At 46.0% G+C, this 25,508-nt stretch carries 19 protein-coding genes; 14 read left to right on the plus strand and 5 right to left on the minus strand.

Annotated features, from left to right (window positions below; all coding sequences use genetic code 11):
* The first annotated feature begins 175 nt into the window (after window positions 1–175).
* The 6 genes from P4S53_RS14840 (at window position 176) to P4S53_RS14865 (ending at window position 6,436) form a co-directional block, all read left to right on the plus strand.
* Window positions 176–2,032 carry a sensor domain-containing diguanylate cyclase gene (locus P4S53_RS14840; protein ID WP_337113251.1) on the plus strand — a complete coding sequence of 619 codons (1,857 nt, stop codon included), beginning with the start codon at window positions 176–178 and terminating at the stop codon, window positions 2,030–2,032.
* Window positions 2,033–2,136: 104 nt separating this feature from the next.
* Window positions 2,137–2,292, plus strand: a complete 156-nt coding sequence (locus P4S53_RS14845) for a hypothetical protein (RefSeq protein ID WP_337113252.1) — start codon at window positions 2,137–2,139, stop codon at window positions 2,290–2,292.
* A 340-nt stretch (window positions 2,293–2,632) separates the two neighbouring features.
* Window positions 2,633–3,169 carry a diaminobutyrate acetyltransferase gene (gene ectA, locus P4S53_RS14850; protein ID WP_027252511.1) on the plus strand — a complete coding sequence of 179 codons (537 nt, stop codon included), beginning with the start codon at window positions 2,633–2,635 and terminating at the stop codon, window positions 3,167–3,169.
* Between the two features lie 23 nt (window positions 3,170–3,192).
* On the plus strand, window positions 3,193–4,458 hold the full coding sequence (gene ectB, locus P4S53_RS14855) for a diaminobutyrate--2-oxoglutarate transaminase (protein WP_337113253.1): 1,266 nt from the start codon (window positions 3,193–3,195) through the stop codon (window positions 4,456–4,458).
* An 11-nt stretch (window positions 4,459–4,469) separates the two neighbouring features.
* Window positions 4,470–4,865, plus strand: coding sequence for an ectoine synthase (locus P4S53_RS14860; RefSeq protein WP_027252509.1), 396 nt, complete (start codon window positions 4,470–4,472; stop codon window positions 4,863–4,865).
* A gap of 137 nt (window positions 4,866–5,002) precedes the next feature.
* The gene (locus P4S53_RS14865; RefSeq protein ID WP_337113254.1) at window positions 5,003–6,436 is read left to right on the plus strand and encodes an aspartate kinase; all 1,434 of its coding nucleotides are present in this window, start codon (window positions 5,003–5,005) and stop codon (window positions 6,434–6,436) included.
* A 51-nt stretch (window positions 6,437–6,487) separates the two neighbouring features.
* Here the strand turns inward: P4S53_RS14865 and P4S53_RS14870 are convergent.
* Together P4S53_RS14870 and P4S53_RS14875 are read right to left on the minus strand one after the other, a co-directional pair.
* Window positions 6,488–7,722, minus strand: a protein-coding gene (locus tag P4S53_RS14870) for an IS3 family transposase (protein ID WP_337111999.1) whose coding sequence is annotated in 2 segments (ribosomal slippage) — window positions 6,488–7,377 and window positions 7,377–7,722 — 1,236 coding nt in all. Because the reading frame shifts where the segments join, the coding sequence is not laid out codon by codon here.
* 107 nt (window positions 7,723–7,829) lie between these two features.
* Window positions 7,830–10,112 carry a YgiQ family radical SAM protein gene (locus P4S53_RS14875; protein ID WP_337113255.1) on the minus strand — a complete coding sequence of 761 codons (2,283 nt, stop codon included), beginning with the start codon at window positions 10,110–10,112 and terminating at the stop codon, window positions 7,830–7,832.
* A 348-nt stretch (window positions 10,113–10,460) separates the two neighbouring features.
* Between P4S53_RS14875 and P4S53_RS14880 the strand changes: the two genes are divergently transcribed.
* The 3 genes from P4S53_RS14880 (at window position 10,461) to P4S53_RS14890 (ending at window position 14,250) form a co-directional block, all read left to right on the plus strand.
* Window positions 10,461–11,222 carry a toll/interleukin-1 receptor domain-containing protein gene (locus P4S53_RS14880; protein ID WP_337113256.1) on the plus strand — a complete coding sequence of 254 codons (762 nt, stop codon included), beginning with the start codon at window positions 10,461–10,463 and terminating at the stop codon, window positions 11,220–11,222.
* 485 nt (window positions 11,223–11,707) lie between these two features.
* The gene (locus P4S53_RS14885; protein ID WP_337113257.1) at window positions 11,708–11,995 is read left to right on the plus strand and encodes a DEAD/DEAH box helicase; all 288 of its coding nucleotides are present in this window, start codon (window positions 11,708–11,710) and stop codon (window positions 11,993–11,995) included.
* 116 nt (window positions 11,996–12,111) lie between these two features.
* Entirely contained in the window at window positions 12,112–14,250 is a 2,139-nt protein-coding gene (locus tag P4S53_RS14890) for a helicase C-terminal domain-containing protein (protein ID WP_337113258.1), read from the plus strand.
* Window positions 14,251–14,371: 121 nt separating this feature from the next.
* Here the strand turns inward: P4S53_RS14890 and P4S53_RS14895 are convergent.
* Both P4S53_RS14895 and P4S53_RS14900 read right to left on the minus strand, forming a co-directional pair.
* Window positions 14,372–15,479 (minus strand): IS3 family transposase gene (locus tag P4S53_RS14895; protein ID WP_337113259.1). Its coding sequence is split into 2 segments (ribosomal slippage): window positions 14,372–15,227 and window positions 15,226–15,479, totalling 1,110 coding nucleotides; the frame shifts between segments, so codons are not numbered across the junction.
* A 218-nt stretch (window positions 15,480–15,697) separates the two neighbouring features.
* Window positions 15,698–17,023 (minus strand): SEC-C domain-containing protein, encoded by a 1,326-nt coding sequence (locus P4S53_RS14900; protein ID WP_337113260.1) that lies wholly within the window; start codon window positions 17,021–17,023, stop codon window positions 15,698–15,700.
* 720 nt (window positions 17,024–17,743) lie between these two features.
* Between P4S53_RS14900 and P4S53_RS14905 the strand changes: the two genes are divergently transcribed.
* The 5 genes from P4S53_RS14905 (at window position 17,744) to P4S53_RS14925 (ending at window position 23,884) form a co-directional block, all read left to right on the plus strand.
* Window positions 17,744–18,028 carry a LemA family protein gene (locus P4S53_RS14905; RefSeq protein ID WP_337113261.1) on the plus strand — a complete coding sequence of 95 codons (285 nt, stop codon included), beginning with the start codon at window positions 17,744–17,746 and terminating at the stop codon, window positions 18,026–18,028.
* A gap of 26 nt (window positions 18,029–18,054) precedes the next feature.
* Entirely contained in the window at window positions 18,055–18,330 is a 276-nt protein-coding gene (locus P4S53_RS14910) for a LemA family protein (RefSeq protein ID WP_337113262.1), read from the plus strand.
* Window positions 18,327–19,295, plus strand: a complete 969-nt coding sequence (locus tag P4S53_RS14915; protein WP_337113263.1) for a DUF3137 domain-containing protein — start codon at window positions 18,327–18,329, stop codon at window positions 19,293–19,295. Before P4S53_RS14910 ends, P4S53_RS14915 begins: the two co-directional genes overlap by 4 nt.
* Before the next feature lie 425 nt (window positions 19,296–19,720).
* Window positions 19,721–21,661: an immunoglobulin-like domain-containing protein gene (locus tag P4S53_RS14920; protein ID WP_442958690.1), complete on the plus strand. Its 1,941-nt coding sequence runs from the start codon at window positions 19,721–19,723 to the stop codon at window positions 21,659–21,661.
* 9 nt (window positions 21,662–21,670) lie between these two features.
* A complete protein-coding gene (locus tag P4S53_RS14925) occupies window positions 21,671–23,884 on the plus strand; it encodes a chitinase (protein ID WP_337113264.1) in 2,214 nt (737 codons plus the stop codon).
* Window positions 23,885–23,983: 99 nt separating this feature from the next.
* Here P4S53_RS14925 and P4S53_RS14930 read toward each other — a convergent pair whose 3' ends face one another.
* Entirely contained in the window at window positions 23,984–25,111 is a 1,128-nt protein-coding gene (locus P4S53_RS14930) for a matrixin family metalloprotease (protein WP_337113265.1), read from the minus strand.
* Window positions 25,112–25,508 lie beyond the last annotated feature (397 nt).

Genomic DNA, 25,508 nt, shown 5'->3' on the forward strand with positions numbered 1-25,508 from the left:
TTTCAACTATGACAATTGGGTGTCGTCGTGGTGACTCCTTCGTTGCAGTTCAATGGTTGTGAAATGTTTATGTCATTGACAATCTGCTAATTAGGTTGCGACATACCTTCGTTAATTACGATATACTCATGAATATTTATATTTTGACCGATGTTTTATTTAATAGATATTTTAAATGGAATTTAAACCTAAGTATTTGATTAAAATGGTTCTGCCATTGCTCGTTCTGCTGGTGTCAGCGCTGGTGTATTTAGGGTACTCAGACTATCGCTCCATCCGGGATAGTGCCTATTCACAGGCACTGGCTAATTTGAATGTGGCGAAAAAATACTTAGACCAGAATTACATTGCGGCAACAAATCAATTATTTTTATTCTCTGAGATCCTGAAAGGGGCAGAGAATATACCTGCATTTCTTGATGCGGCGAACTATGTGGTGAGTAACCAGAATAAATTTCTGGAAATTGGTTTACTGATCGACTCAGAGTATTACGGCACAGACGGATTTCGCTTGTCGGGGGTTGACGAGCAGGTAAAGCGACGGCCCTGGTATTCTGATGAGCAACAATCCGGCGATATCTTTCTGTCGGATATCTACCACAGTAACAGCACCAAAAAGTGGTGTGTTGCCTTGGTCTCAAAACTGACGTTACCCGGGATGAATGACGTCCGGATTATGATTGAGTTTGATGCCGGCGCGATGTCGGATGATCTTTCCGGGCTGAAAACGATGAAGAACGGTTATGTGTATGCGATTGAGCCGAAGACCAAAAGGGTGGTGATTCACCCCGACAAAGCGCGATTGGGTGTAGATTCTGTCAGTATCAACCCTGAACTGCTGACTCAAGTGTTGGCCGGCGATGGTCACGGTAGCATTCCTTCATATCAATACGATAATCAGTATAAATTCAGTGTTTACGATACCCAGAACCGTTTTAACTGGGTGCTGCTGTCGGGGACCAATAATAGTGAAATTGCGTCCAACGCCTTGAAAATAGGCGCTGTGGGCGGCACTTTGCTGGTTGTCGTATTTTTTATTTTACTGGCAGGCTACCTGCATACCCGTGTCCATCAGGTGGGTGGCCAGCTCATTGAAGCGCAGGAATTCGATGAACTGCATGAGCAGTTGTCTGCGTTATTAAACGATACGATGGGCAGTAGCAGGGTCTATCTTTTTGTGATGAATGCCAATGAAGGGGTGCTGGAAGAGACCTATCACAACTTACGGGCCAATGTGCCGGCCGATTTACTCTGCCGTATTGCCGGTTGCCAGCAACTGGGCCGGTTTTGCAAGCCCGAACAGGATGATATTGTCCGCCGTATTGCGCCCAGCGAGCCCTGTATACGGCTGCCTTTAGTCAACAGTGCCAGGGTGGATGACAATCAGCAGGCGGGCAGCCGGCTGATTGGGGTGCTGTATATCTGTCAGCCTGGTGTGGCTTATCCATTCTTCGCGAAAATGATTGCAAACTACACCCTCAGTGCATTGAATCAGATACTTCTGACTCAGCACATTCGTAGCGAAGATCAAATGACAGGGCTGAAAAATAAGAACAGTCTCCGTCAGCATATGGATCAGAAATTGGCGGACAGTAACGCCGGCTACTTTCTGGCCATGATAGATGTGGATGACTTTAAGTCGGTCAATGACACCTACGGCCATTTGCTTGGCGACGAAGTCATTCTGAACATTGCGAGCCACATGAAGCACAGCTTTCCTGCACAAGCTGTATTGTGTCGCTACGGCGGGGAAGAGTTTGCGGTGTTAATGGAAGCACCAGACACAGAAACTGCCCTCAAGACATTGGATGATTTCCGTGCAAAGGTAGCAGCCAGCCGTATTGAGGTTCATGAAGGCACATCCTGCGCCATTACCGTCAGCATCGGTGTTGCTCCGTTGCGCAAGGGCATGGAGTCGACCATCTCGTCTGCAGACCGGGCACTGTATCAGGCAAAGTCGCAGGGTAAAAACCGGGTTCTTCATGCTGAAATCTGTTCAGTTACGGCAGAAACGCAAGCGTCCACTGCCTGATACGGTAATCGGTGCTAAGTTGAAGTGTTGGCAGTGCATACAGGAAAGGGACATATTCTTAATTCAACACTCAGGTATGAACAGAAAATTCACAGGGGAGCGAGATGCTTAAATTTGGAGTGATAGCCCTGCTGATTGCAGTGGCAGTCGTTATGGCCCGGTTTATGGACGAGCGGCATCAGAAAAAGCTGTATATTGGTGTATTGATCGTTGCCGTCACTGCAATTGCCGCATTCATGGCGACCGAACTTGCCAGATAAAATCTGGCAATTGATCCTTTCTCTGCTTTCTTCTCTTCGTTCAGTCGCTTGAGTCCGCGGCTGCAGCTTGCAACCTCATTTTCTCTTTTTTCCCATGACCGATTTGAGCATTTCTGGTCAGCAGATCTCACTTATTGCAGGGTAATGTCGCTTTAATGACAGTAATATGATTAGTTCTGTAATTATTAGCTTTGTAATCATTTTTCACTATTAACTAGATATAGATCAATTACTTACTGTTTATATCAGTATTTTGCTAAAAATATTGGGGTTGATCTTATCATTCGAGTCCCTATAATTGTTTTTGAATTCATTAGAGCACTAAACAATGTGGCGACCAATGATTACAATGGCACCATGGGCATTAGCCCCAGAAACATCGACGAAGACTCAGGAAGAGTTTGTTTTTCGAAAACCGGAACGAACAGATGGTAATCGAGTGCATTCACTGATCGAATCTTGTCCCCCATTAGACACCAACTCCTCTTACTGCAATTTCCTGCAGACCACTCACTTCAAAGACACATGTATTGTTGCTGAATCAGACGGTGAGATGGCAGGGTTTGTCTCGGCTTACAGAGTCCCTGAAAAGGAAAACACTCTGTTTATATGGCAGGTTGCTGTCGGCGAGAAGGCGCGTGGTAAAGGGCTCGCTTTCAAGATGATTCAACAACTGCTGGCGCGTGATGATCTCAGCGATATTCGCTGTATCGAAACGACCATCACCCGCCTCAATAAAGCCTCTTGGGCGTTGTTTAAGAAGGTGGATCAGGCGAACGGTAACTTAGGTGAAGTCTCGCTGTTCCTCGATGAAGAGAAGCATTTCGACGGTGAACACGACTCGGAATATCTCTATCGCATTCCACTTAAACAATAAAACACGACAAAACAGGATAAGTCATGAATATCTTTAATGCGCAGGAATCAAATGTTCAATGTTACGCCAAAAACTTCCCGGTGGTGTTCTCATCCGCAAAGGGTTGCTGGTTGAACACCAGCGAAGGTGAGCGTTACCTGGATTTCCTGGCAGGCGCTGGTGCGTTGAACTATGGCCATAATAACCCGGTGCTGAAAAAAGCACTGATGGATTACATCGATCAAGATGGCCTGACGCACGGTTTGGATATGCATTCCGAAGCCAAAGCAACATTTCTTGAAAACCTGAAGAATTACATCCTGACCCCTCGCGGTCTGGACTATAAAGTCCAGTTTACCGGCCCAACAGGCACCAACGCCGTTGAAGCCGCGCTGAAACTGGCACGTAAAGTCAAAGGACGCCAGAACATCGTTGCCTTCACGAACGGCTTCCACGGTGTGTCTTACGGTGCACTGGCGGCGACCGGTAACCAGCATCACCGGGGTGGTGCAGGGATGGCACTGAGCGGCGTTACCCGTCTGCCGTATGAAGGTTACGCCGACCTGGATGGTCTGGCACTGTTTGAAGCGATGCTGACTGATAACTCCAGCGGCCTGGACAAACCGGCGGCTGCCATCCTCGAAACCGTACAAGGTGAGGGTGGTCTGAACGTCGCTTCCGACGAATGGTTACAGCGCCTGAGCGCGATTTGTAAACGTCACGACATTCTGCTGATTGTTGATGACATTCAGGCCGGTTGTGGCCGTACCGGGACCTTCTTCAGCTTTGAGCCGTCCGGCATCAAACCGGATATGGTGACCCTGTCCAAATCGATTGGTGGCTACGGCTTGCCAATGGCAGTGGTCCTGCTGAAGCCGGAGCTGGACAAGTGGTTGCCGGGCGAGCACAACGGTACCTTCCGTGGGAATAACCACGCGTTCGTGACCGCCGCGGTTGCGATTGAAGCCTACTGGCACAACGACGAGTTTGAGCAGCACATCAATGCTCGCGCTGCCCAACTGAACGTGACACTGCAAAAAGTACTCAAGCAGTACCCGGCAGTCTTTGAAAAAATCAAAGGCCGCGGTCTGATGCAGGGGATTGCCTGTCACGATGGCGAATTTGCGGGTGCAATCGGTAAGCTGTGTTTTGAAAACGGCATGATTATCGAAACCGCCGGTCCGGATGATGAAGTGCTGAAGTTCTTCTGCCCACTGACGATCAGTGAAGCAGAACTGGAAAAAGGCCTGCACATCTTTGAAAAAGCGGTGGCCGAGTTTGCAAAATCCAGCATGAAGAAAGCGTCTTAAGGAGAATAAGAATGATTGTACGCACCCTTGAAGAGTGCCAGAACAGCGAACGCCGGGTCGTGGCTGAAAACGGTAACTGGGAAAGTGTCCGCATGTTGCTGCGTGATGACAACATGGGCTTCTCGTTCCACATCACCACGATCTTCGCCAATACCGATACACACATTCATTACAAGAACCATCTGGAATCTGTGTATTGCGTGTCGGGTGAAGGGGAAATCCAGACCACAGCCGATGGCAAGACTTACGAGATCAAGCCAGGCACCCTGTATGTCCTGGACAAGCATGACGAGCACCAGCTGCGCGCCAACAAAGGTGTCGATATGGTGATGGCTTGTGTGTTCAACCCGCCACTGACGGGCATGGAAGTCCACGACAAAGACGGTGTTTACCCGGCAGCCGAATAATCACAGCTGGATCAACGCAAGTGATGAACCCTCCTTGCGATATCAACCTGAGGGTTACCGGAAGGCGGTGCAAACCGCCTTTCAACACCATCAAGCCTGGCACTCTTGCTGCGCTGATGAAAATAAAAGGAGTTACCATGACTCATACCGTTGAAAAGATTGGCGGTACTTCCATGTCTGCGTTCGATGCGGTAATGGACAATATCCTGCTCTATCCAGACAATCCTTATCAACGTATGTTTGTTGTTTCGGCCTACGGCGGTATCACTGACGCACTGTTGGAATGCAAGCGAACCGGTGAACCGGGCATCTTCCGCTACATTGCAGAACGCAATGATGTGTGGCGCGAGAAATTGAAAGCACTGGAGCAGCGGATGCTGCTGATTAACGACACCATGTTCCCTGAACTGTTCTGTCGTAACCGTGCCGATAATTTTGTCAAAGAGCGTATTGCGAACGCCATTACCTGTATTGAAAATATTCTGGAAACCTGTCAGTACGGACAGTTTTCCCTGACCAGCTATCTGCCGCAAATCCGCGAGTTTCTGTCTTCCATTGGTGAAGCGCATTCTGCTTTTAATACCACGCTGATGTTGAATAACCTGGGTATTAATTCTCGCTTTGTCGATTTGTCGGGCTGGGGCGCCGAGAACAATGTCCAGGGCGATCTGGATGCAGTAATTCTCGATGCCATTAAAGATATCGATCTGAGCAAAGAACTGCCGATCGTGACCGGCTATGTGTACTGCGATGAAGGTCTGATGAAGACTTATGATCGCGGCTACAGTGAGATGACATTCAGCCGTCTGGCGGTATTGAGCAAGGCCAGCCGCGCAGTGATCCACAAAGAATATCACCTCAGCAGTGCTGACCCGCGCATCGTTGGCCCTGAGCATGTCCGCCCGATTGGAAAAAGTAACTATGACGTTGCGGACCAGCTGGCCAACCTGGGTATGGAAGCGATTCACCCCAACGCGGCTTCAGGACTTCGTCGTGCCGGCATTGAGCTGGCGGTGAAAAATACCTTTGAACCTGAACATCCGGGCACCTTGATTTCTCAGCATTATCAGCCGAATACCGGTAAAGCCGAGATTATTGCCGGCCGGGATAAGGTCTTTGCGCTGCATCTGTTTGACCAGGCGATGGTCGGGCAGGTGGAAGATGTCAGCTATGAGCTGATGGAAATCATCCGTGAAGAGAACGTCCAGCTGATCAGTAAAGAGATGAATGCCAACTCTGTGACTTACTATCTGGACGGCAGCACATCGAGCCAGAACAAGGTCTTGTCTAAAGCGGAGAAGCGTTATCCGAAAGCCAAGATCACCGGAAAAATGGTGGCGCTGATTTCGGTGATTGGTTCGGCGATTGATACCAATAAAACCATGAGCCAGGGTGTGTTGGCCCTGCTAGATAAAGATATCAGTCCGAAAGCGGCCCATGCCTCACTGCGGAATGTCGATGTGCAGTTTGTGGTGAAAGACAGCGATTATCACGGCGCCATCTGCGCGCTGCATGAGAGCTTCATGAGCGAAAGCCCGGCGGCAGTCTCGACAGAAAAAGTCGTTGCTTAATCAGGCATCATTCCGGTTCCCCTGTCTAGTCCTAAAATAGGTTGACGCTTTTTATGTAGCCAGTAGGTATTCCCTACTGGCTTTTTCATGCACTTCACTCGGGGTTCTCATCCCCAAGCTCGTATGCGGTCTCAAGTCGTTATATGTCGATATCGACTCTTTCACTAACACCATAAGCTCTTTTAGGGTATTGCACTGGTAGAGTAGGAACTCACTCTTTAGTATGCCATTAACCCGCTCAGCCAGCGCATTCTGATAACAGTCATAACCATCAGTCATTGAAGGTATCATGCTATTGGCGCTTAACTTTTCCTGGTACTCTGATGAGCAGTATTGTAACCCTCGATCTGAGTGGTGAATTGTTGCTGCATCTGTTTGGCGGTTGGTTATGGTCATATCCAGCGCTTTTACCACGTCGCTAGCCTTCATTTCGTTACTCAATTCATAGCCTAATATTTTCCGGGAGTAAGCGTCTGTAACTAGTGAGAGATAGTGTGTCCCTTCATCTGTTTTGACATAGGTAATATCGCTCACAACCACTTGCTCTACATGATGAACAACTTTATCTTTCAAAAGGTTTGGGTGCTTCCTGAGCCAATGTTTGCTGTTCGTCGTCTTGGTGTAGTTCTTCCTTGGCTTGACCAGCAGGTTCTCGTTTTTTAAGTACTTGAATAACCCATCTCGTCCCAACTTTATTCCTTGTTTCTCTAGCTGGGGCTTAATCAACTGGTATAGCTTACGAGTACCAACCCGAGGCATAAGTTGCCGCCAGTACCTTACCATCTCTTTTACAGGCAAGAGTTCCTCAGCACGCACTTCGAGGCGCTGCTTCCATTGATGCACAGCTTGCCGGGATAAATTGAACTGCCTACATGCAGTTGCGAGCTTTACTTTTCCTTGCTCTTTGGCAAGCCAGAGCGCTCGGCTAAGTACTTTTTTTCCAAGTCTATTCCGTGTTCTTTTTTAAGGATTTCCACCATATCGCTGTAAATCATGTTCTTTAATTCAGCGTCGGCAAGGGCTTTTTCTAGGCGCTTAATCTTCTGTGCTGGCGATTCTTTTGATTTAGGCATAGTAGGGAAGTGTTCAACTGGCTTCGACCAATCTAACTTACCATGCTTTCTTAGCCATACAAGAACAGTGCTTCGTCCCTGAATGCCAAAGTGTGCTTGGGCTTGTTTGTAGGTCATCTCGCCTTTTTCAACCTGAGCAACAACAGCGAGTTTAAAGCCTAATGTGTAATCACGCTGTGTTCGTTTTATCTTTGATTTGCTTGATGAGTTCATTGATAAGTCTCCAATGTGTCAACTTATCTCAGGACGGGACACCCCTGGAATAAAAAAAGGCAAGAGCATGGCTCTTGCCTTTTTGTTATCCGTTCGTTTCAGCGAGATCAGGCCCGTGCGCCCCGTTTGACGGACGGCTTGCCGCGAGACTGCGGTTTGCCTGGTGCGGACGGACGTTTGCCGGCGCCTTGTGGCTTGCCTGAACCCTGAGCACTGCTGCCAGTCTGGGTTTTCGGTTTACCAGAACCCTTACGTTGTGTCGTTCCGTCTTTACGGATGTCCGGCTGGTTCGGGTGTTTGGTCGCAAACCGCTTGGCACCGTGACGGCTTGAACCGCGACGGGTTGCCGGCGTCAGGGCCGCTTCGCTGCCTTCGGCGGGCACCAAACAGTCGGCGCGGTCGCCGATCAGGTGTTTTTTACCCATGCTGATCAGGGCTTCACGGATCAGCGGCCAGTTGGCCGGATCGTGGTAACGCAGCAGGGCTTTATGCAGACGACGCTGACGCTCACCTTTGGCGACAAACAAATCTTCACGCTGCTTGTACTTCACGCGCTTCAACGGGTTCGTTTCCGAGTGATACATGGCCGTGGCATTACACATCGGCGACGGGTAGAAGTTCTGTACCTGATCGCACTGGTAATCATTTTTCTTGAGCCACAATGCCAGATGCAGCATGTCGTCATCAGTTGAACCCGGATGAGCCGAAATAAAGTACGGGATCAGATACTGTTTCTTGCCGGCTTCGGCGCTGTATTTTTCAAACAGCTCTTTGAAGCGGTCATAGGTGCCCATGCCCGGCTTCATCATCAGATCCAGCGTGCCTTTCTCGGTATGCTCAGGCGCGATTTTCAGATAACCGCCGACATGGTGGGTCACCAGCTCTTTGATGTACTCCGGCGACTCAATCGCCAGATCGTAACGCACACCCGAGGCGATCATGACTTTCTTGATGCCTTTCACTTCGCGGGCTTTGCGGTACAGATCGATGGTGTGCTTGTGGTCGGTATCCAGCTTCTCACAGATTTTCGGGAAGATGCACGACGGACGACGGCAGTTCTTCTCGGCACGCGGATCAGAGCAACCCAGACGGTACATGTTCGCCGTCGGGCCGCCCAAATCGGAAATAGTGCCGGTAAAGCCGGGTACTTTGTCGCGGATGTCTTCCAGTTCCTGCAAAATCGACTCGTGCGAGCGGTTCTGAATAATCCGGCCTTCGTGCTCGGTAATCGAGCAGAAAGAACAGCCACCGAAACAGCCACGCATGATGTTGACACTGGTCTTGATCATGTCATAAGCCGGGATCTTGGCTTTACCGTAGGAAGGATGCGGCACCCGTGCGTACGACAGACCAAACACAAAGTCCATTTCTTCGGTGGTGAGCGGGATAGGCGGCTTATTGACCCATAATTCACGGTCGCCATGCAGCTGGATCAGCGCACGGGCAGAATAAGGGTTGGCTTCCAGGTGCATCACACGGCTGGCGTGGGCGTACAAAATGCGGTCGTTGCGCAGTTTCTCAAAAGAAGGCAAACGCACGGCGCTGGTAAAGGCGTCGTGACGCGACGGCTGAATCTGCACCGTCTGGGCTTTCACCGGTTCAGCCTCGGCTTTGGATTTGTTGGTCTCGCAGACTTCTTCCGTAGCGTACGGATTAGGCATCACCATAGATTTGCCCGGCTTATCGATGCGCGTTGAATCGATAATTTTATAATGGGCAGGCGCTTCTTTCAGGATCACCGCCGTACCGGCGATATCCGTCATGGTGCTGATGTCTTCGCCGCTGGCAATGCGGTGCGACACTTCTACCAGTGCCCGCTCGGCGTTACCGAACAGCAGGATGTCTGCTTTGGCATCAAACAGCACGGAACGGCGCACTTTATCAGACCAGTAATCATAATGCGCCAGACGGCGCAGGCTGGCTTCAATGCCACCCAGCACAATCGGGGTGTCTTTATAGGCTTCACGGCAACGCTGCGAATACACCAGCACGGCGCGGTCAGGGCGCTTGCCGCCAACATTGTCCGGGGTATAGGCATCATCATGGCGCAGCTTGCGATCCGCCGTATAACGGTTGATCATCGAGTCCATGTTGCCGGCGGTAATCCCGAAATACAGGTTCGGCTGACCCAGCGCCATGAAGGCATCTTTATTGTTCCACTCGGGCTGAGCGATAATCCCGACACGGAACCCCTGAGCTTCCAGTACCCGACCGATCACCGCCATGCCAAAGCTCGGGTGATCGACGTACGCATCACCGGTCACAATGATAATGTCACAGCTATCCCAGCCTAACGCGTCCATTTCTTCACGCGTAGTCGGCAGAAACGGCGCTGTTCCATAGCACTCGGCCCAGTATTTCGGATACTCGTTAATCTTCTTTAAATTCATGCGTTTACTGTTGCTCGCTCAATGTAGGGCATTTGGGGCAGATATAAAAAACGTACGATTTTACCATGTTCCTGCAGTAATACATCATTTTCTGTTGGTGGAAGCATCAGGGGAGTGTCTGGCGTCTTTTGTAACGCAGCGGTTCAAGGGATGGGGTGCAGGGAGTATCAGGTTTAAACCTGGATGCGTTGTGACCTGTCGAACTCATGGGCGAGTACGTTGCTCAGCCAGCTTTTTGAAAAAGCCTGTGTTGCCAGCCAATCTGAAGAAGGCCTTCTCATCCTTTCTTGAAATGTAAGGATAAACAGGCAAAATAGATAAAACATTAAAATTGCTAAGGGATTAAGCATGGTTACACCGCCTCGTGTATTCATTTCATACTCACATGACTCAGCTGAACATAAGGGCTGGGTATTAGACTTTGCTGCAACACTACGTAATCGTGGGGTAGATGCGATCCTTGATCAATGGGACCTAAAGCCAGGTGATGACTTGCCACATTTCATGGAGCGAAGCTTGGATGAGTCAGACTTTGTTGTAATGGTCTGTACTAAAAATTACGTCATGAAAGCCAACTCAGGGGCTGGCGGAGTGGGTTACGAGAAAATGATAATGACCTCTGCGTATTTGACACGAATTGATGAAAGCAAAGTTATTCCTATTATTCGTCAGGCTGGTACAAACGCTCGTCCAACGTTCATGCAAAGCAAACTGTATGTTGATTTTTCAAAAGATGAAGAAGTTGAATATAGCTTTGATGAGTTGTTGCGTGTGCTTCTGAACGCGCCGTTGTATGAAAAACCTGAAATTGGTACCAATCCATTCAAACCGATGGAGAGTTCTAGACCAAATCGAACATCAGATAACTTTTATGCTGTTATGAGTGCTGTCGCTACTGCCTTTGAACGGTCTGCGAGCGATAAAGTATCGACGAAAGAGTTACTACAAGTGACTTCAATGCGAAGGCTTGTAGTCGATCGTTATATAAATCAGGCAATTAAGGATGGCTATTTGAGAGTTGCTGGTTCTCATATAACTTACGGTAGATATTTTAACTTGACCAGCAAAGGGAATGATTACCTGTTCGAAGCAGGAATTGTGGAAGAATAGGTTCTTCCAACCGCTGATATTCTACAAACGAGGGCGACCCCCGCGATAGAAAAATTTTTCGGCTGCTATGGTCATCACCAACAGGTTTCCAGAGTGGCCTTTTTTGTTGATGAACCTCAAAGAGCGTTATGCGTAACGTGAGTTGATTAACGTTTACTTGATTGAAAGTTGAATAGGACAGTAGGAATTCTATATTTCGCTTCATTGGATGTGTGGTGTTAGCAAGGTTTTGCCCCAAAACGTTTTAGAGACCACTCCTTTGCTCGAGAATTCATCGTGGTCGATCGAATCCTCAACTGTGTGCTGGTTATTGCGAAAATCGCAGCTAATGATCGTTATCTCGTCTCCTATTCCATCAAAAGTAAAGTTTGTGATCTATCAAGTAGACCAAATAATTTTAATACTGCAAAGTGCTTATCGTGATAGGTGATTTATTTGAGTATTTTATAAGTAACTACCTGAAATATTTAACTTAAGGACAGAGCATGCCAATTAATTTCGAAAAGCGTTCATCTAGTAAGGGGACAGAAAAGAAAACTCATCCACGTGAAATCTACGACACACTAGATCGACATGCTAATAAAGGTCCTCTTCGAGTTCCTGTCCAAAGTACAGTCTTGGATAATTGGTTTGATAACTACAAAGATCAGCGAGATGTGATAATCAAACTACCAACTGGCGAAGGAAAAACTCTTATTGGTTTACTAATACTACAGTCCAAGATTAACCAAAAAAAGGGGCAAGCCTCTATATATGTCCCAACAAATACTTAGCCGATCAAGTTCGTATACAAGCAGATGAATTTGGTATTCAGCATTGCACAATCAATGAGAATGGTCTGCCTGAGGATTTTATAAATGGTGAAAAGATACTCATCACACATGCTCAAATGGTTTTTAATGGGCGGAGTTCGAACTTCGGTATAGGACTGGATTCAGTTGATGTTGAAAACTTCCTTTTAGATGATGCACACAGCTGTATCGAAATAATAAAAACAGGAAGTAAGTTCAAAATACCACGTTCATCTGAATGTTTTAATGAGCTACTTCATTTGTTTGGGGAGGAGTTAAAAAAGCAAGGAGCGGGTACCTATGCGGATATTTGCAATGAGTCTAAAAGCGCAATCCTTGCCGTGCCATATTGGGATTGGGAAGGAAAACAAGATGAAGTTGTTCAAATCCTCTCAAAATACAATAAGAACATGGACAAATCAGTATGGTTTGTCTGGAACCTTTTAAAAGACAACTTAAAACATTGCTCGGCTGTTTTCTCAGGTAAAGGAATTGAAATATCTCCTAGATTATTGCCGATGGATATGTTTGGTTCATTCTTCAACGCGTCTCATCGTGTTTTCATGTCAGCAACAATATCAAACGATTCATTTTTTATACGCGATCTTGGTTTAACTAAAGAGGTAATAGAAAACCCATTAACTTTTGAAAAGACATGGTCAGGCGAAAAAATGGTACTGATTCCTTCACTAATTGATGGAAGTTTAACCAGAGAAAATATTGTAAACTGGGTCGGAAAGTGGAGAAATACTCAATACGGTGTTGTTGCTATAGCTCCTAGTAATTGGCATACAAAAATTTGGGATAGCCTTGGCGCAACAACAGTAGATGCAGAAAACCTATTAACTGAAGTAGATAAACTAAAGCAAGGTCAGTTTCCAAATCCAGTCGTTATGGCGGCGAAGTATGATGGTATTGATTTACCAGATAACATGTGCCGTGTTCTTGTTATTGATTCGTTGCCCATAACTGAAACTATAACTGAAAAATACATTGAAAGTTGCATACCAAATAGTACGTTTACCCAAATAAAAACAGCTCAAACAATTGAGCAAGGGTTAGGTCGTGCAGTAAGAGGAGAAAAAGACTATTGCATAATCCTACTTCTAGGTAACGATTTAGTTAAACAAATCAGATATAAAGGATCTCGACCGTACCTTTCACCACAAACAAGGAAGCAAATTGATATTGGTTTAGAGCTAGCAAAGTATGCTCGAGAGGATAAGGATGATTCACAAACCTATACTCAAATGCTTACTTCCGTCATCAACCAAGGCTTAGGACGAGATGAGTCTTGGAAACAATTCTATATTGATAGTATGAATTCGATTGATGTAGATGAACGTAGAGTGACATCGGGTAGCGATGAAATGCTAATTCTAGAGCGTAAGGCAGAGTGTTTTCACGCTGAAGGAAAACATGATAAAGCTATAAATACTATTCAAAGTCTATTAGATAACCGCTCAATCAATCTATCCCAAGAAGAGCGGGGTTGGTACCTACAAGAAATGTCTAGATATTTATATGCTCAAAATCGTGTCGAGGGTATGGCGATGCAAGTGAACGCCCATCGAACTAACAAACGCTTGTTCTTGCCACCAGATGGGTACCAATTTACAAAGATTGACCTTAAAGCACATGAAAGAATTTCGAATATTAAAAGCTTTATAGGTCAATACGATGACTTCGAAGACTTTCTCGTTTACATGGATGACGTGTTCTCGCGCCTTGTTTTTGGAGTTAAAGCAGAACGATTTGAAAGTGCGATTGACGAATTGGGAAGGCTTCTCGGTTTTAATACCGAACGCCCTGATGCTAACTGGAAGTCGGGACCTGACAACTTGTGGGCAATTAAGAACGGTGAGTACCTATTTATAGAATGTAAAAGTGAAGTTAAATTGACTCGTTCTGAAATATTAAAAGAAGAAACTGGACAATTTAACAACAATATTGCTTGGTTCAAGCGCTTCTATCCAGGAGCTAACGTGATTTACTCAATGATTATTCCGACAAAGAAAGTTAAATCAAACACTGGGTTCAACGAGTCAGTTGTGGTTCTTAGGGAGCGTGGGTTGAAATCCTTAGTCTCCAATGCAAGAGCATTTGTTTTAAGCTTTAAAAGTAGTGATCTCAGGAGCTTATCTGACACTGTTATTCATCAATCGATACATCAGTATAAATTAGACGCAGATGGACTAGTTGATAACTATTTTGAACAAACACTATTAGTCCATTGATATACTGATTTCATTTGATAGTGCTGATTTTAATTGAACAGCACTATCAAAACCGAGCAAGACGTTAAAAGGTTTTTCTATTCTTAATACGCACACATAACTTAACTTGTCCACTTCCCCTTTAGCGAGACAATTCAAAACTAGAGGTTTCCAGTTGCCTCCGGTATTCAGCCGGAGGAATATTGCCTAAACTCTCGTGTGTTCGCTCTTCGTTGTAATCGCACATCCATACCCAAGCCATATCCCGAACCTGCTCAAGTGACTCGAACAAATAGGCATTCAAGAACTCGCGGCGAAATGACCCGTTGAAGCGTTCTACAAACCCATTTTGCTGAGGTTTTCCTGGCTGGATATAAACCAGCTCGATGTTATGAACCTCACACCAGTCGGTTAACTGGGACGATATCAGCTCTGGCCCATTATCCATTCGAAGCTGTTTTGGCAGACCTCGCTCCTGTTTCAAATGCTCTAAGGCGCGCACCACGCGTCCTGCGGGCAAACTCGTATCCACTTCTATCACCAGACATTCTCGGGTCGATTCATCAAGAATGTTCAGTGTCCGAAAACGCTTGCCGCAATATAAGCTGTCATGCATAAAATCGAGTGCCCATTGATAGTTCGATTGATTCACCACATCTAATGGCGTAGCGATGCGAGCCGGTAATACGCGTTTTTGTCGCCTTTTTAGGTTTAATCCCATCCGACAGTAAACTCGGTATACGCGCTTATGATTGAACCCTTTTCCCTTTCGTCTCATTCGCCTGAAGCATTTCCAGAATCCTGCATTGGGTGACTTCTCAAGCACCGCGTTCAGGGCATCGATGACATCGCTGTCGGCAATGCGCCAATCCTTGGGACTTCTGTAGTAGCTGGCCCGTCCCAAAAGCGTGAGTCGGCACGCACGGGTGACACTAAGACCTGCAGCCACCAACATACATGCACAATCGCGCCTGCTGCTGGCTACCAACCCTTTTTTCGAACAGCTCCTTCATGGCCTGGTTTTCTAAACTGATGTCTGCGAACATCTTTTTGAGCTTGGCATTTTCTGCTTCAAGCTCTTTGATTCGCTTGAGCTCAGAGGCATCCAACCCGCCATATTTGGCTTTCCAGTTATAGTAGGTGGCGCTGCTAATCCCGTGCTGGCGGCAAATATCATCGACCTTCAGGCCAGCATCCGCTTCTTTGAGAATCGCGACTATCTGTGTTTCGGTGAACCGTGACTTCTTCATGGTGATCTCCTGCTGTTATGTGGCAGAAATCTCCAGTTTAGACTGTCTCAGCATAGGGGAAGTGGACAAACTTACTCGTTTCAAATTTAGCAACACCTCTGACTCACTTTGGTCCAAGGACTTGTTGATGCAGAATCGGTAAACACGTATTTGCCCCATTATAAGTTAGGGAATGATGGAAAATACCCCTCTTTGATCTTTTTTAGCGATGGTTATAGTTAAGTAAGAAAATAGCAACATTTTTTATACTTTATTCCACTGTTACATGGACAAGGATCGTTCCTGCCAGTTTTATTTATTCTATGTTTTGGTTCAAAATGTTCTAAATAAAATTTAGTTACCATTTCATCACTTTTTCTCTTTTCCATCTCTATAAAATTTTGAAAATGTTTTTCTTCATTTGCAATATTTTCCTCATATAAGTGACGGTTATATTGGAGTTCAGCCTCTCGCATAAAAATTTCTTTAAGAGGTCTTAACTCTGTCATTCTTGCTCTTATTGGAGTTAATCTTCCTTCGGAAAAAGTAAACGAACTGAAATTACTAGTAATTTCCATTATTTTACTCTGTGAAAACTTTTCGGAAGATAGTTTTATTTTTGCTTTAGGATTATGGAAAATATATAAGCCATCAAATAAAGATTCAGGGGTGGTGGGTGTTACTTCGATTGGTATGTTGCGAATGAAATCCTCACCAATATATTCATCAACCAATTTGATCAAAATCGATGACTTGAATGATGGCATGCCTTGTGAAATGGCGAGTGAAGTAAGCTTTCCTAAGGTTAAATTACATGTAAATATAACAGCTGAAATGTCAGAAAATGACTCATCTTTAAAAATACCTAATTTTATATCTGAATCTGTATCAGGTTTTTTTATTGATTCTTTTAATTCATATCTGTAGTTATCTGGAGAAAAATAAATTCCATACAATAATGCTAGCATTGAATAAAACGATTCTTTGCCATATTCAATCTGGTCATAAGAAGCAAGAGCTATTACGAATGGTTTAGTTTCATCTACCCAAGACAGATCTCTATAACCTTTCTTTATTTTTCCATTGTCACTGTGCCCAATGTATTTTATAAATTTCGATTGTATTGAGTTTGAGTGTCTGACAATAGCCTCATCAATGATTGAAGAAAACTCTTCATCACTGCTAAATTCCATCAAATTTTGAAGGAGGTGTTCATATGTTCGGCTACTCTCAGGATTACCATTAGCTTTAATATTTGAAACAACAGCTTCAACGTTAAATCCATCTTCTCCATTTAATATAAAATCTGGCGCGTAGTGTTTTGGATCGAAATCTATCGAAAACCCCATTTCATGAAAAGCTTTATTTAAATATAGCTCCCAGAATGATGAATGAAACGTAGTTTGGAACTCATTGACAAATTTACCATCTTTATCCTGAAAATTTTTCGCCCAATCACTAATAATGTCTTTTTCAATCCGATACGTTGGTTCAGTACAGAGCATCGAAAATTTATTATGGTACTTACCATCTTCCAATGGTAATTGAACATCAAATAATTTCATCTTGTTGTCATTTCGCTTAAATTATTATTTTTCAATAATAAACCTCAAAAATCAACCTATTTCTTGATCATAAATGTATTTTCACGGCAGGAGCATTAAATTTTTATATCTAATGATGCAAGAAATTTATTGCTCATATAGCCATTACTTATTAAGCGATTTCTAAAGCGTTTATGTCCAGAACCTTGTTAGAAGTTTATCCTTTGGTGAGATAGGACTTACAAAGGGAAGATAGGAAAATCTAACGAAATCTGGCTCCGGCTTTGCCACCTGTCTGACCCGGAATCATGGAGGCAAAAAGGGGCAAAATCTTCGAAAAAATTCTCAAATTTGGTTGATGGGGAGGGTTACAGGGACAATAAAGGGGCAAATAAAAACGGGTGTTAACAATTAAGAAAGGTGAGGAAAGTCTTTTTATATGAGTAACTTGCAATGAATCCTTTGTTTCATGCAGCTTCAGCAAAAATTACTGAGGCATTCGGCCCAGTATTAATCTTCTTTAAATTCATGCGTTGGCTGTTGTAGCGGGCACAGATAGCGGGATTGTGACTTAGTGCCCAGTGGCATTAAAACCGTCACTTTTACTGTGATTTCAGGCATTTTGTCAGTGCCAATGTCATTCGGTCATGTTGTACCCTCCTGTGCCTCAAGGCATCAACAGTTTTTCCAGTCAGAGACTCTGAAAAACTGTCCGGTTGATCATGATTGTAGGAGAAGATAATGATGGGAATGTGGTTTGCTGTCGGATTCATTGTGGTTGTGCTCTTTCTTGGAGTGGCTATTTACAATGGCCTGATCGCTCGTAAGAATCAGGTCGATAATGCTGATTCGACAATTGATGTGATGTTAAAGAAGCGCTTTGATTTGCTTCCGAATATGGTGGAAACGGTCAAAGCTTACATGTCTCATGAAAGAGAAGTGCTGAACGAACTGACAGAACTTCGGACCAGGTTTCAGAGTGATATGGCAACTGGAGAAAAAAACCTGAACTCGACCGGCGTCTGAACCAGGTATTTTCTCGCTTTAACATCATGGTGGAAGCCTACCCGGACTTGAAAGCCAGCAACAATTTCAGCCAACTACAACGAAGCATTAACGAGACTGAAGAGCAGATTGCTGCAGCGAGGCGTGCTTACAATGCTGCGGTGACTGATCTGAATAACGGTATTGAAATGTTTCCGTCTAATCTCTTTGCTCGCAGAATGGGGCTTACGCAAAGAATTCTTTTTGATATTCCAGAAGCACAGACACAACTCCCGGATATAGCTGAATTATTTGAGAAGCGTGCAAATAAGGATGCCCGATGAATATTGATGATCTTAAAAGTGTCTTTGAAAAGGATTTACAACCACAGCTCGCAGTGATTGAACAAGAGCGTTGTGATGTGGTTGTCACACGGGATATGTGTGTCTTTGTCGGCGTATTGGCAGTGATCATTGGTACCCTTGTACTTTTTGGAACCTATATTGACCCGAATATCATCATGGTGTGTGTTGGTATCATTCTGGCTGTATTGGGTTTAATTTATCAAATGAAGTGGAATGAGTATCGTGTTGTTTATAAAGATAAAGTAATTTCCAGTATCATTCAAAGTATTGATGATTCGCTGGAGTATAACCCGACAGGCAGTATTGAACGGGAGGTCTATGACAGAAGTGGTCTTTCTCCTGGTGGATATAGCCAGTTTGAGGGCGAAGATTATATCAGTGGTAAAATAGGGCAGACTGCAATAGAAATGTCGGAAGTTCACACCAAATATAAAGTCAAAAGGAGAACTGCCGACGGTAAAACAAAAACATACATGCGGACTAGATTCCGAGGTATGGTCATCATCGCAGATTGTAATAAGCATTTTAATAGTCAGACTTTTGTCTCAATTGACAAAGGAAAAGATGATTCGTTTCTGGAAAATATCAAACAGGGTTTTGTGGGTACGCCCGACAATTTGGTTCGGCTGGAAGATCCAGAGTTTGAGCGATATTTCGATGTCCATAGCACCAATCAGGTTGAAGCAAGATATCTGCTGACACCGGCTTTCATGCAACGGGTTGTGGCATTTCGTGAAAATACAGGAAAATACTTGGCACTATCGTTTGTCGATGGAAAGTTATTCATCTCAGTTTCTGGCGGCGATATGAAATATTTTGAACCTAAGCTATCTGATTCGGCAACTGATTTTAATACCGTAAAAGATATCTTCTCTGAGTTAAAGCTATTGGTGGGGCTGATAGATGCTTTGGATTTAAATACACGTATTTGGTCTAAAGAATAAGTATTAATTTATCGAGTGGTCAGGGCGGGACGATACTTTCTCGCTCTGTCTTTCATCACGAGGTTACCCATCCTGTCAGAATAATCAGACACGCGATTATTTGCTGATACTTGTCTTTTGGTGATCATATACATACCTGTGTACTGGTTCTTAATTAATAATAAATTGAATATTAGCCATTGTTTTAATTCACATGATCAATGAATAAATTTTTAATTTTCTTTCTTTTGAGTCAATTTTTGGAATCAAAAGCCAATTATGACATTTGCCCTGACAGTTTTGACATTCTCTATTGGTAATCTTTTTTTCTTAGATAAAAAATTAACACCGACATATTTTGCTCTGCTAATAATTGAGGTGAGTCATTTTTAATCAATCTGTCTGAATTGGTGGACAATAAGGAAAAAGGAAAATCAATGCCAACCATTTTGAAAGCAAAACCCGCCGCTTTTGCTGTGCTAGCAGCGCTCGGAATGATGACACAGCCAGCAATGGCTGACGGCAGTGAACTGGTCGCACAAGACGGCACTGTACTGGTCGGTTACTGGCACAACTGGTGCGACGGCAGGGGCTATCAGGGCGGCAATGCGCCGTGTCTGCCGCTGTCTGAGGTCGCCAGCGGCTATAACGTCGTCAATGTGTCCTTCATGAAAGTGTATGACGTCAGTGAAGGCCGGATTCCCACCTTTAAGCTTGATCCGAATATTGGTTTGTCTGAAGCCGAATTTATCAGTCAGATCAGTGCACTGAATGCGCAGAACCGCTCGGTGCTGCTGGCTCTGGGTGGCGCGGATGCCCACATTGAACTGAAAGCCGGTGATGAAGCCGCTTTTGCCGATGAAATTATCCGCCTGGTCGATACCTACGGCTTTGATGGTGTGGATATCGATCTGGAACAAGCGGCGGTGGATGCCAGCGATAACCAGACGGTGATTCCGGCTGCGCTGCGCATGGTGAAAGATCATTACCAACAATCAGGCCAGCGTTTCATGATCACCATGGCGCCTGAGTTTCCTTATCTGACGGCATCGGGCAAATATACGCCTTACCTGCAAGGGCTGGCAGGCTATTACGACTATATCAACCCGCAGTTCTACAACCAGGGTGGCGATGGTGTCTGGGTCGACGGTGTGGGTTGGCTGGCGCAGAGTAACGACGCGGTGAAAGAAGATTTCATTTTCTACATGGCGGACTCACTGGCCAACGGCACGCGCGGTTTCACGCAGATTCCAGCCGAAAAACTGGTCTTTGGCATTCCGTCGAATATCGATGCGGTAGCAACCGGGTTTATTCAGAACCCGGCAGATCTCTATCGTGCCTTTGACCGCATGAAAGCGCAGGGCCAGCCGTTAAAAGGCATCATGACCTGGTCGGTTAACTGGGATGTGGGCACCAATGCCTCAGGCCAGCACTACAACGGCCAGTTTGCAAAAAATTACGGGCCATTTGTCCACAGTCAGACAGTGCCCCTACCGGACGGAAAACCTGTGCTCAGTGGTGTGGAAGATGTTCGCATACCGGCTGGTGGCCAGTTTGATGCCATGGCGGGTGTGTCGGCTACCGATGCCGAAGATGGCTCGCTGACCTCGGTGATCGTGGTTCAGGGCACGGTTGATACAGCAGTCACAGGGGCGTATTCACTGACTTACTCAGTCACCGACAGCGATGGGAATCAAACCTCAGCCGCCCGTCTGGTGACGGTTTATAACAGCGCACCGCAATTCAGTGGTGTCAGCGATGTGATTGTCCTGCAGGGCGAAGCGTTTGATCCGCTGGCGGGCGTGTCGGCCTCTGATCAGGAAGACGGCGATCTGACGGCTTCAGTGTCTTTATCGGGCAGCGTAGATGTCAACACTGTGGGCAGTTATGTCCTCACTTACAGTGTGATGGATTCTGCGGGTTTGACGGCCACAGCCACACGTACTGTGACCGTGACGGATGACAGTCAGGTGTGCAGTGATACCTGGCAGGCGAGCTCAGTGTACAACGCCGGCGATGTGGTCAGTTACGACGGTAAAACCTGGAAAGCCAAGTGGTGGACGCAGAACAATATTCCGGGCGCTGAACAATGGGGACCGTGGGAAGAAACCGGCAGTTCCGGCTGTGCCGGCACCGTTGTCGACCCGGTGGATCCCGTTGACCCAACAGATCCGACAGAGCCAACGGACCCGACCGATCCTGCAGAGCCAGGCGCTTATTCGGTTTATCAGGCAGGTGAGAACTATGGCGCAGGCGATCGGGTGTCCAATCTCGGCAGTGATTTTGAATGTAAACCTTATCCGTACTCAGCCTGGTGCGCCGGTGCTGCCTGGGCCTATGAGCCGGGTGTCGGGACCGCCTGGCAAGATGCCTGGATCAAACTGTAAGGATACGAGATGAACAAGCATAAAGAATGTTATCTGACGAGCCTGGCTGGGCTCGTCATCGGCCTGAGCTCGGCGGGTGCCCAGGCTTTTACGCTGACTCAAAGTGAAGTCAACGCCGATGAAGCGGCCATTATTGCGGCTCAGCCGGAAGGGTTGCAACTGGTCAGGGATGCGATTCGCACACTGGATAATGCAACCGTAGAGGCCATTACGGTCGGCGCTGGCAGCAATCCGGATAATGTTAAGCGAGTGGAGAGTATCGTCAGTGAGTCCGACTGGCAGTTCCTGTTTGCTGAACGAAATGAAAAGTACACTTACCTGAACTTTCTGAAAGGGATTGGTAAATTCCCGGCATTTTGTGGCAATTACACCGATGGTCGTGATGCCGATGCGATCTGCCGTAAATCTCTGGCGACCATGTTCGCGCACTTTACCCAGGAAACGGGTGGACACAACAGTTACAGCGCCATCCCAGAATGGCGCCAGGGGCTTTTTTATCTGCGCGAAGTGGGCTGGACGGAAGAGATGTCCGGTGGCTACGGCATCTGTGCGCCCGGGGTCTGGCAGGCCGATGCGTACCCGTGTGGCACCAACGCTGACGGTACATACAAAAGCTACTTTGGCCGTGGTGCGAAGCAACTGAGTTATAACTATAACTATGGTTCTTTCTCGCAGATGATCTACGGCGATGTCTCTGTGCTGCTGGATCACCCGGATCGGGTTGCCGATACCTGGCTGAATCTGGCCAGTGCGGTGTTCTTCTATCTCTATCCCCAGCCACCGAAACCCAGCATGCTGCACGTGATCGACGGCACCTGGCAGCCGAATGCAGCGGATTTGGCCAATGGCCTGGTCCCCGGCTTTGGTGTCACGACGCAGATCATTAATGGGGGTGTCGAGTGTGGTGGCAGTGCCGAACACATTCAGTCGCAGAACCGGATTAACTATTACCGTGAGTTCGCCAGTTACCTGAATGTGCCTGTCCCGGCAGACGAGGTGCTGGGGTGTGCCGCCATGAAGCAGTTCGATGGCGAAGGCGCCGGTGCGCTGGCGATCTACTGGGAGCAGGACTGGGGCTGGCGTCCGGATACCCCGGATAACCAGACTTATCGCTGCCAGCTGGTGAACTATCAGGGGCCGTATTCTGCTTTCATTACCGGTGATTATGCCAAATGTGTCAGCGAGAAATTCGGCGTGGATATTATTGATGACACTGGTCCTGTTGCCCCGGTTGCCAACGCAGGTTCTGATGTGACTGTGGTCGGTGACAACTCGGTAGTGACGCTGGATGGCAGCCAGTCGAGCGATGCCAATGACGATATCGTCAGCTACAGCTGGGTCCAGACGGGCGGTCCAGCACTGAGCATGTCAAATGCGAATCAGGCGCTGGCGACTGTGATGGTTCCTGAGGTCGCGGAAGAAACGCCGTTTGAATTCACGCTGACTGTCACAGACAGCACCGGTTTGTCTGCCTCAGACTTTGTGGTGATCACAGCGAAGGTGGTGTCCGACAATCAAGCCCCTGTGGTCAGCCTGACTGCCTCTGATACAGCCACGGCTGAACAGGAGGTCACTGTGTCGGCAGCCATTTCTGATGCCGATGACACCGATCTGACTGTCAACTGGTCTGTGTCCAATGAGCTGACACTGCAAATCAGCCCGGATCAGCGTTCAGTCACATTTACCGCGCCGGTAGTTACGGCTGAAACGCCTGTGACTGTGTCGGTTGCTGTGTCAGATCCTGCCGGGAACAGCGTGACGGCAACCAAGACAGTGACGATCCAGCCAGCCGGGGAAACCTGTGCGCAAAGCTGGTCAGCCACGGCAGTCTATGTCGCTGGTGATACTGTGGTGTTTGACGGTAAAACGTGGCAAGCACAGTGGTGGACCCAGGGCAATGAGCCGGGTGCTGAACAATGGGGACCATGGGCAGTGGTGGGGAATGCCAGCTGTACGGGTGAGACGACAGAGCCTGTGTTGCCGGTTGACCCATCTGAGCCGACGGATCCTGATGGAACCACAGATCCAACAGAGCCTGTGATCCCGGGAGATTACCCAGCGTACGAAGCAGGCACGGCTTATACTGCTGGCGATAAAGTCAGTGCAGGTGGCGTGGATTATCAGTGCAAACCTTATCCGTACGCAGCCTGGTGCAGCGGAGCCGCCTGGGCCTATGCGCCGGGCACAGGTACGGCGTGGCAGGATGCCTGGTCTGTGTTGTGATTCACGCTTTTGTGTAAGATCAGAAATTATAATTCTGAGTGAACGCTAAGAATAACAATGCTCGATGCTATTTATCGAGCATTGCACACATTATGTCTATTAAGATGCATCAGTATAACGTTCGTCTTCAACATCCTGCGCTTCGAATAAATTCAAAAGGTATACATCAAAGTCGAGGAACATTTGTTGATTGTCATACGTCATAATACTTTTTATTTTCCCTTTTTCCTGATGGGGTAAACCTAGCATGTGACCAAACTCATGGGCGAGAACATGGACCCAATTCATTTCATCGACAGCCATAGAACCTATCGAAATAAAGTTGTCTTTGAGAACAGCTGCGTCTGTATTCCCCATAAGACTATAATATTCAAAAGTTAAATCTGGGATCTCGTTTATTGATGTTTGAATAAATGAGACAGGTGATTTTTCAGTGTCCAATCTTGCATAAAAATTGTTTAGCAACTCAGCGACCTTATCCAAGTGTTTCGTTGCTATCGTCAATTGTGCTCTAACCTGATCATTCATTTCATTGGGAAAGAAAGATGAATAATCATATTTGATTTCACCTGTTAAATCCATCTTAGTCGTAACCGGTGTGAGATTAATAGAGTAATATCCGCTCACGTTAGGATCTACAAGAAAGCTTTGTTCTAATGAAAAATCACTATTTCCAGTATTTTGATTGTCCCAATAAAAATATTTGTGAACTCGACCAATGCGGCTTCTTTGCAAGTGACTTGATTTTCGATACATTAGCCTCGATTGATCAACGGATACATTACCAAGACCTAAAGCATTTACCGTTTTTGAACATAGTTGAATTTCTATATTTGAGTGTAGATGATTGATTTTAGTTGGCTTTTCTCCAGGAAGTACAACGGTGACTGTAAAGCAAGTGTGGATAGATACACCTGGGTCATCAAATGCTGGAGATACAGTCACTTGTCCTGTTGAGTTCTTATACTTAGTATTACCGGCAATGATCATGATATCCGCAAAATTTTGAAGGTAGAATCCAGCAGTATGATCATTTGAATCGGGTGTTGTTAACAGCTTTATGTGAAATTTTAGCTCTCTTTCGCCATTCTCATTGTCTGAAAAAAATAGCACTTGGTTTGTGTCAATAAGACTACCATTAGCTTCAGCTACTTCCCATGTTACAATAGGCTCCTGTCTGTCGGTATGAAATATCGCAGGTAGCATTACACCGTTTGTACTATCCATAAATTGGTTTCTCCGATTTGAATGTAAATTTAAGTCACTGTTTTTTCACTGGCTTATTAAGTGTTAAATTTATAAATTTGATAGAAGGGAATGTTATTTATTGATCTTTGAGCAAGATAAGAGTAGACGATAAATTTTATTTTAATTGCAATTATTTTTATTGGTTTAAATATTGCGATGCCCTTCCCAGTATTGAGGTTTTTAACAATTTTTATGTTTATATAATCTAGGGAAGGCTAGTGTGAAAAATAGCTTATCGTAAAGATAAGAGGAAAGACTATAATTAGTTATTGATTAACTGCTTCTTACTGATAGATATAAAACAATTAAGAACAGTGCTTAGCAAAGTGTCCAGAGTTAGTGGATCCGATCATATCGGCACCTCTGTTGAAACTAT

This window comes from Photobacterium sp. Hal280, from assembly GCF_037162255.1.
Lineage (GTDB): Bacteria > Pseudomonadota > Gammaproteobacteria > Enterobacterales > Vibrionaceae > Photobacterium.

What these genes read in the sequence shown, in the direction of transcription:
- P4S53_RS14865 (WP_337113254.1), top strand. Translation starts at nt 5,003, where the DNA reads ATGACTCATACCGTTGAAAAGATTGGCGGTACTTCCATGTCTGCGTTC.
- P4S53_RS14845 (WP_337113252.1), top strand. Translation starts at nt 2,137, where the DNA reads ATGCTTAAATTTGGAGTGATAGCCCTGCTGATTGCAGTGGCAGTCGTT.
- P4S53_RS14890 (WP_337113258.1), top strand. Translation starts at nt 12,112, where the DNA reads ATGGTTTTTAATGGGCGGAGTTCGAACTTCGGTATAGGACTGGATTCA.
- P4S53_RS14880 (WP_337113256.1), top strand. Translation starts at nt 10,461, where the DNA reads ATGGTTACACCGCCTCGTGTATTCATTTCATACTCACATGACTCAGCT.
- P4S53_RS14885 (WP_337113257.1), top strand. Translation starts at nt 11,708, where the DNA reads ATGCCAATTAATTTCGAAAAGCGTTCATCTAGTAAGGGGACAGAAAAG.
- P4S53_RS14900 (WP_337113260.1), bottom strand. Translation starts at nt 17,023, where the DNA reads ATGAAATTATTTGATGTTCAATTACCATTGGAAGATGGTAAGTACCAT.
- P4S53_RS14905 (WP_337113261.1), top strand. Translation starts at nt 17,744, where the DNA reads ATGATGGGAATGTGGTTTGCTGTCGGATTCATTGTGGTTGTGCTCTTT.
- P4S53_RS14930 (WP_337113265.1), bottom strand. Translation starts at nt 25,111, where the DNA reads ATGGATAGTACAAACGGTGTAATGCTACCTGCGATATTTCATACCGAC.
- ectB (WP_337113253.1), top strand. Translation starts at nt 3,193, where the DNA reads ATGAATATCTTTAATGCGCAGGAATCAAATGTTCAATGTTACGCCAAA.
- ectA (WP_027252511.1), top strand. Translation starts at nt 2,633, where the DNA reads ATGATTACAATGGCACCATGGGCATTAGCCCCAGAAACATCGACGAAG.
- P4S53_RS14910 (WP_337113262.1), top strand. Translation starts at nt 18,055, where the DNA reads ATGGTGGAAGCCTACCCGGACTTGAAAGCCAGCAACAATTTCAGCCAA.
- P4S53_RS14925 (WP_337113264.1), top strand. Translation starts at nt 21,671, where the DNA reads ATGAACAAGCATAAAGAATGTTATCTGACGAGCCTGGCTGGGCTCGTC.
- P4S53_RS14840 (WP_337113251.1), top strand. Translation starts at nt 176, where the DNA reads ATGGAATTTAAACCTAAGTATTTGATTAAAATGGTTCTGCCATTGCTC.
- P4S53_RS14875 (WP_337113255.1), bottom strand. Translation starts at nt 10,112, where the DNA reads ATGAATTTAAAGAAGATTAACGAGTATCCGAAATACTGGGCCGAGTGC.
- P4S53_RS14915 (WP_337113263.1), top strand. Translation starts at nt 18,327, where the DNA reads ATGAATATTGATGATCTTAAAAGTGTCTTTGAAAAGGATTTACAACCA.
- P4S53_RS14860 (WP_027252509.1), top strand. Translation starts at nt 4,470, where the DNA reads ATGATTGTACGCACCCTTGAAGAGTGCCAGAACAGCGAACGCCGGGTC.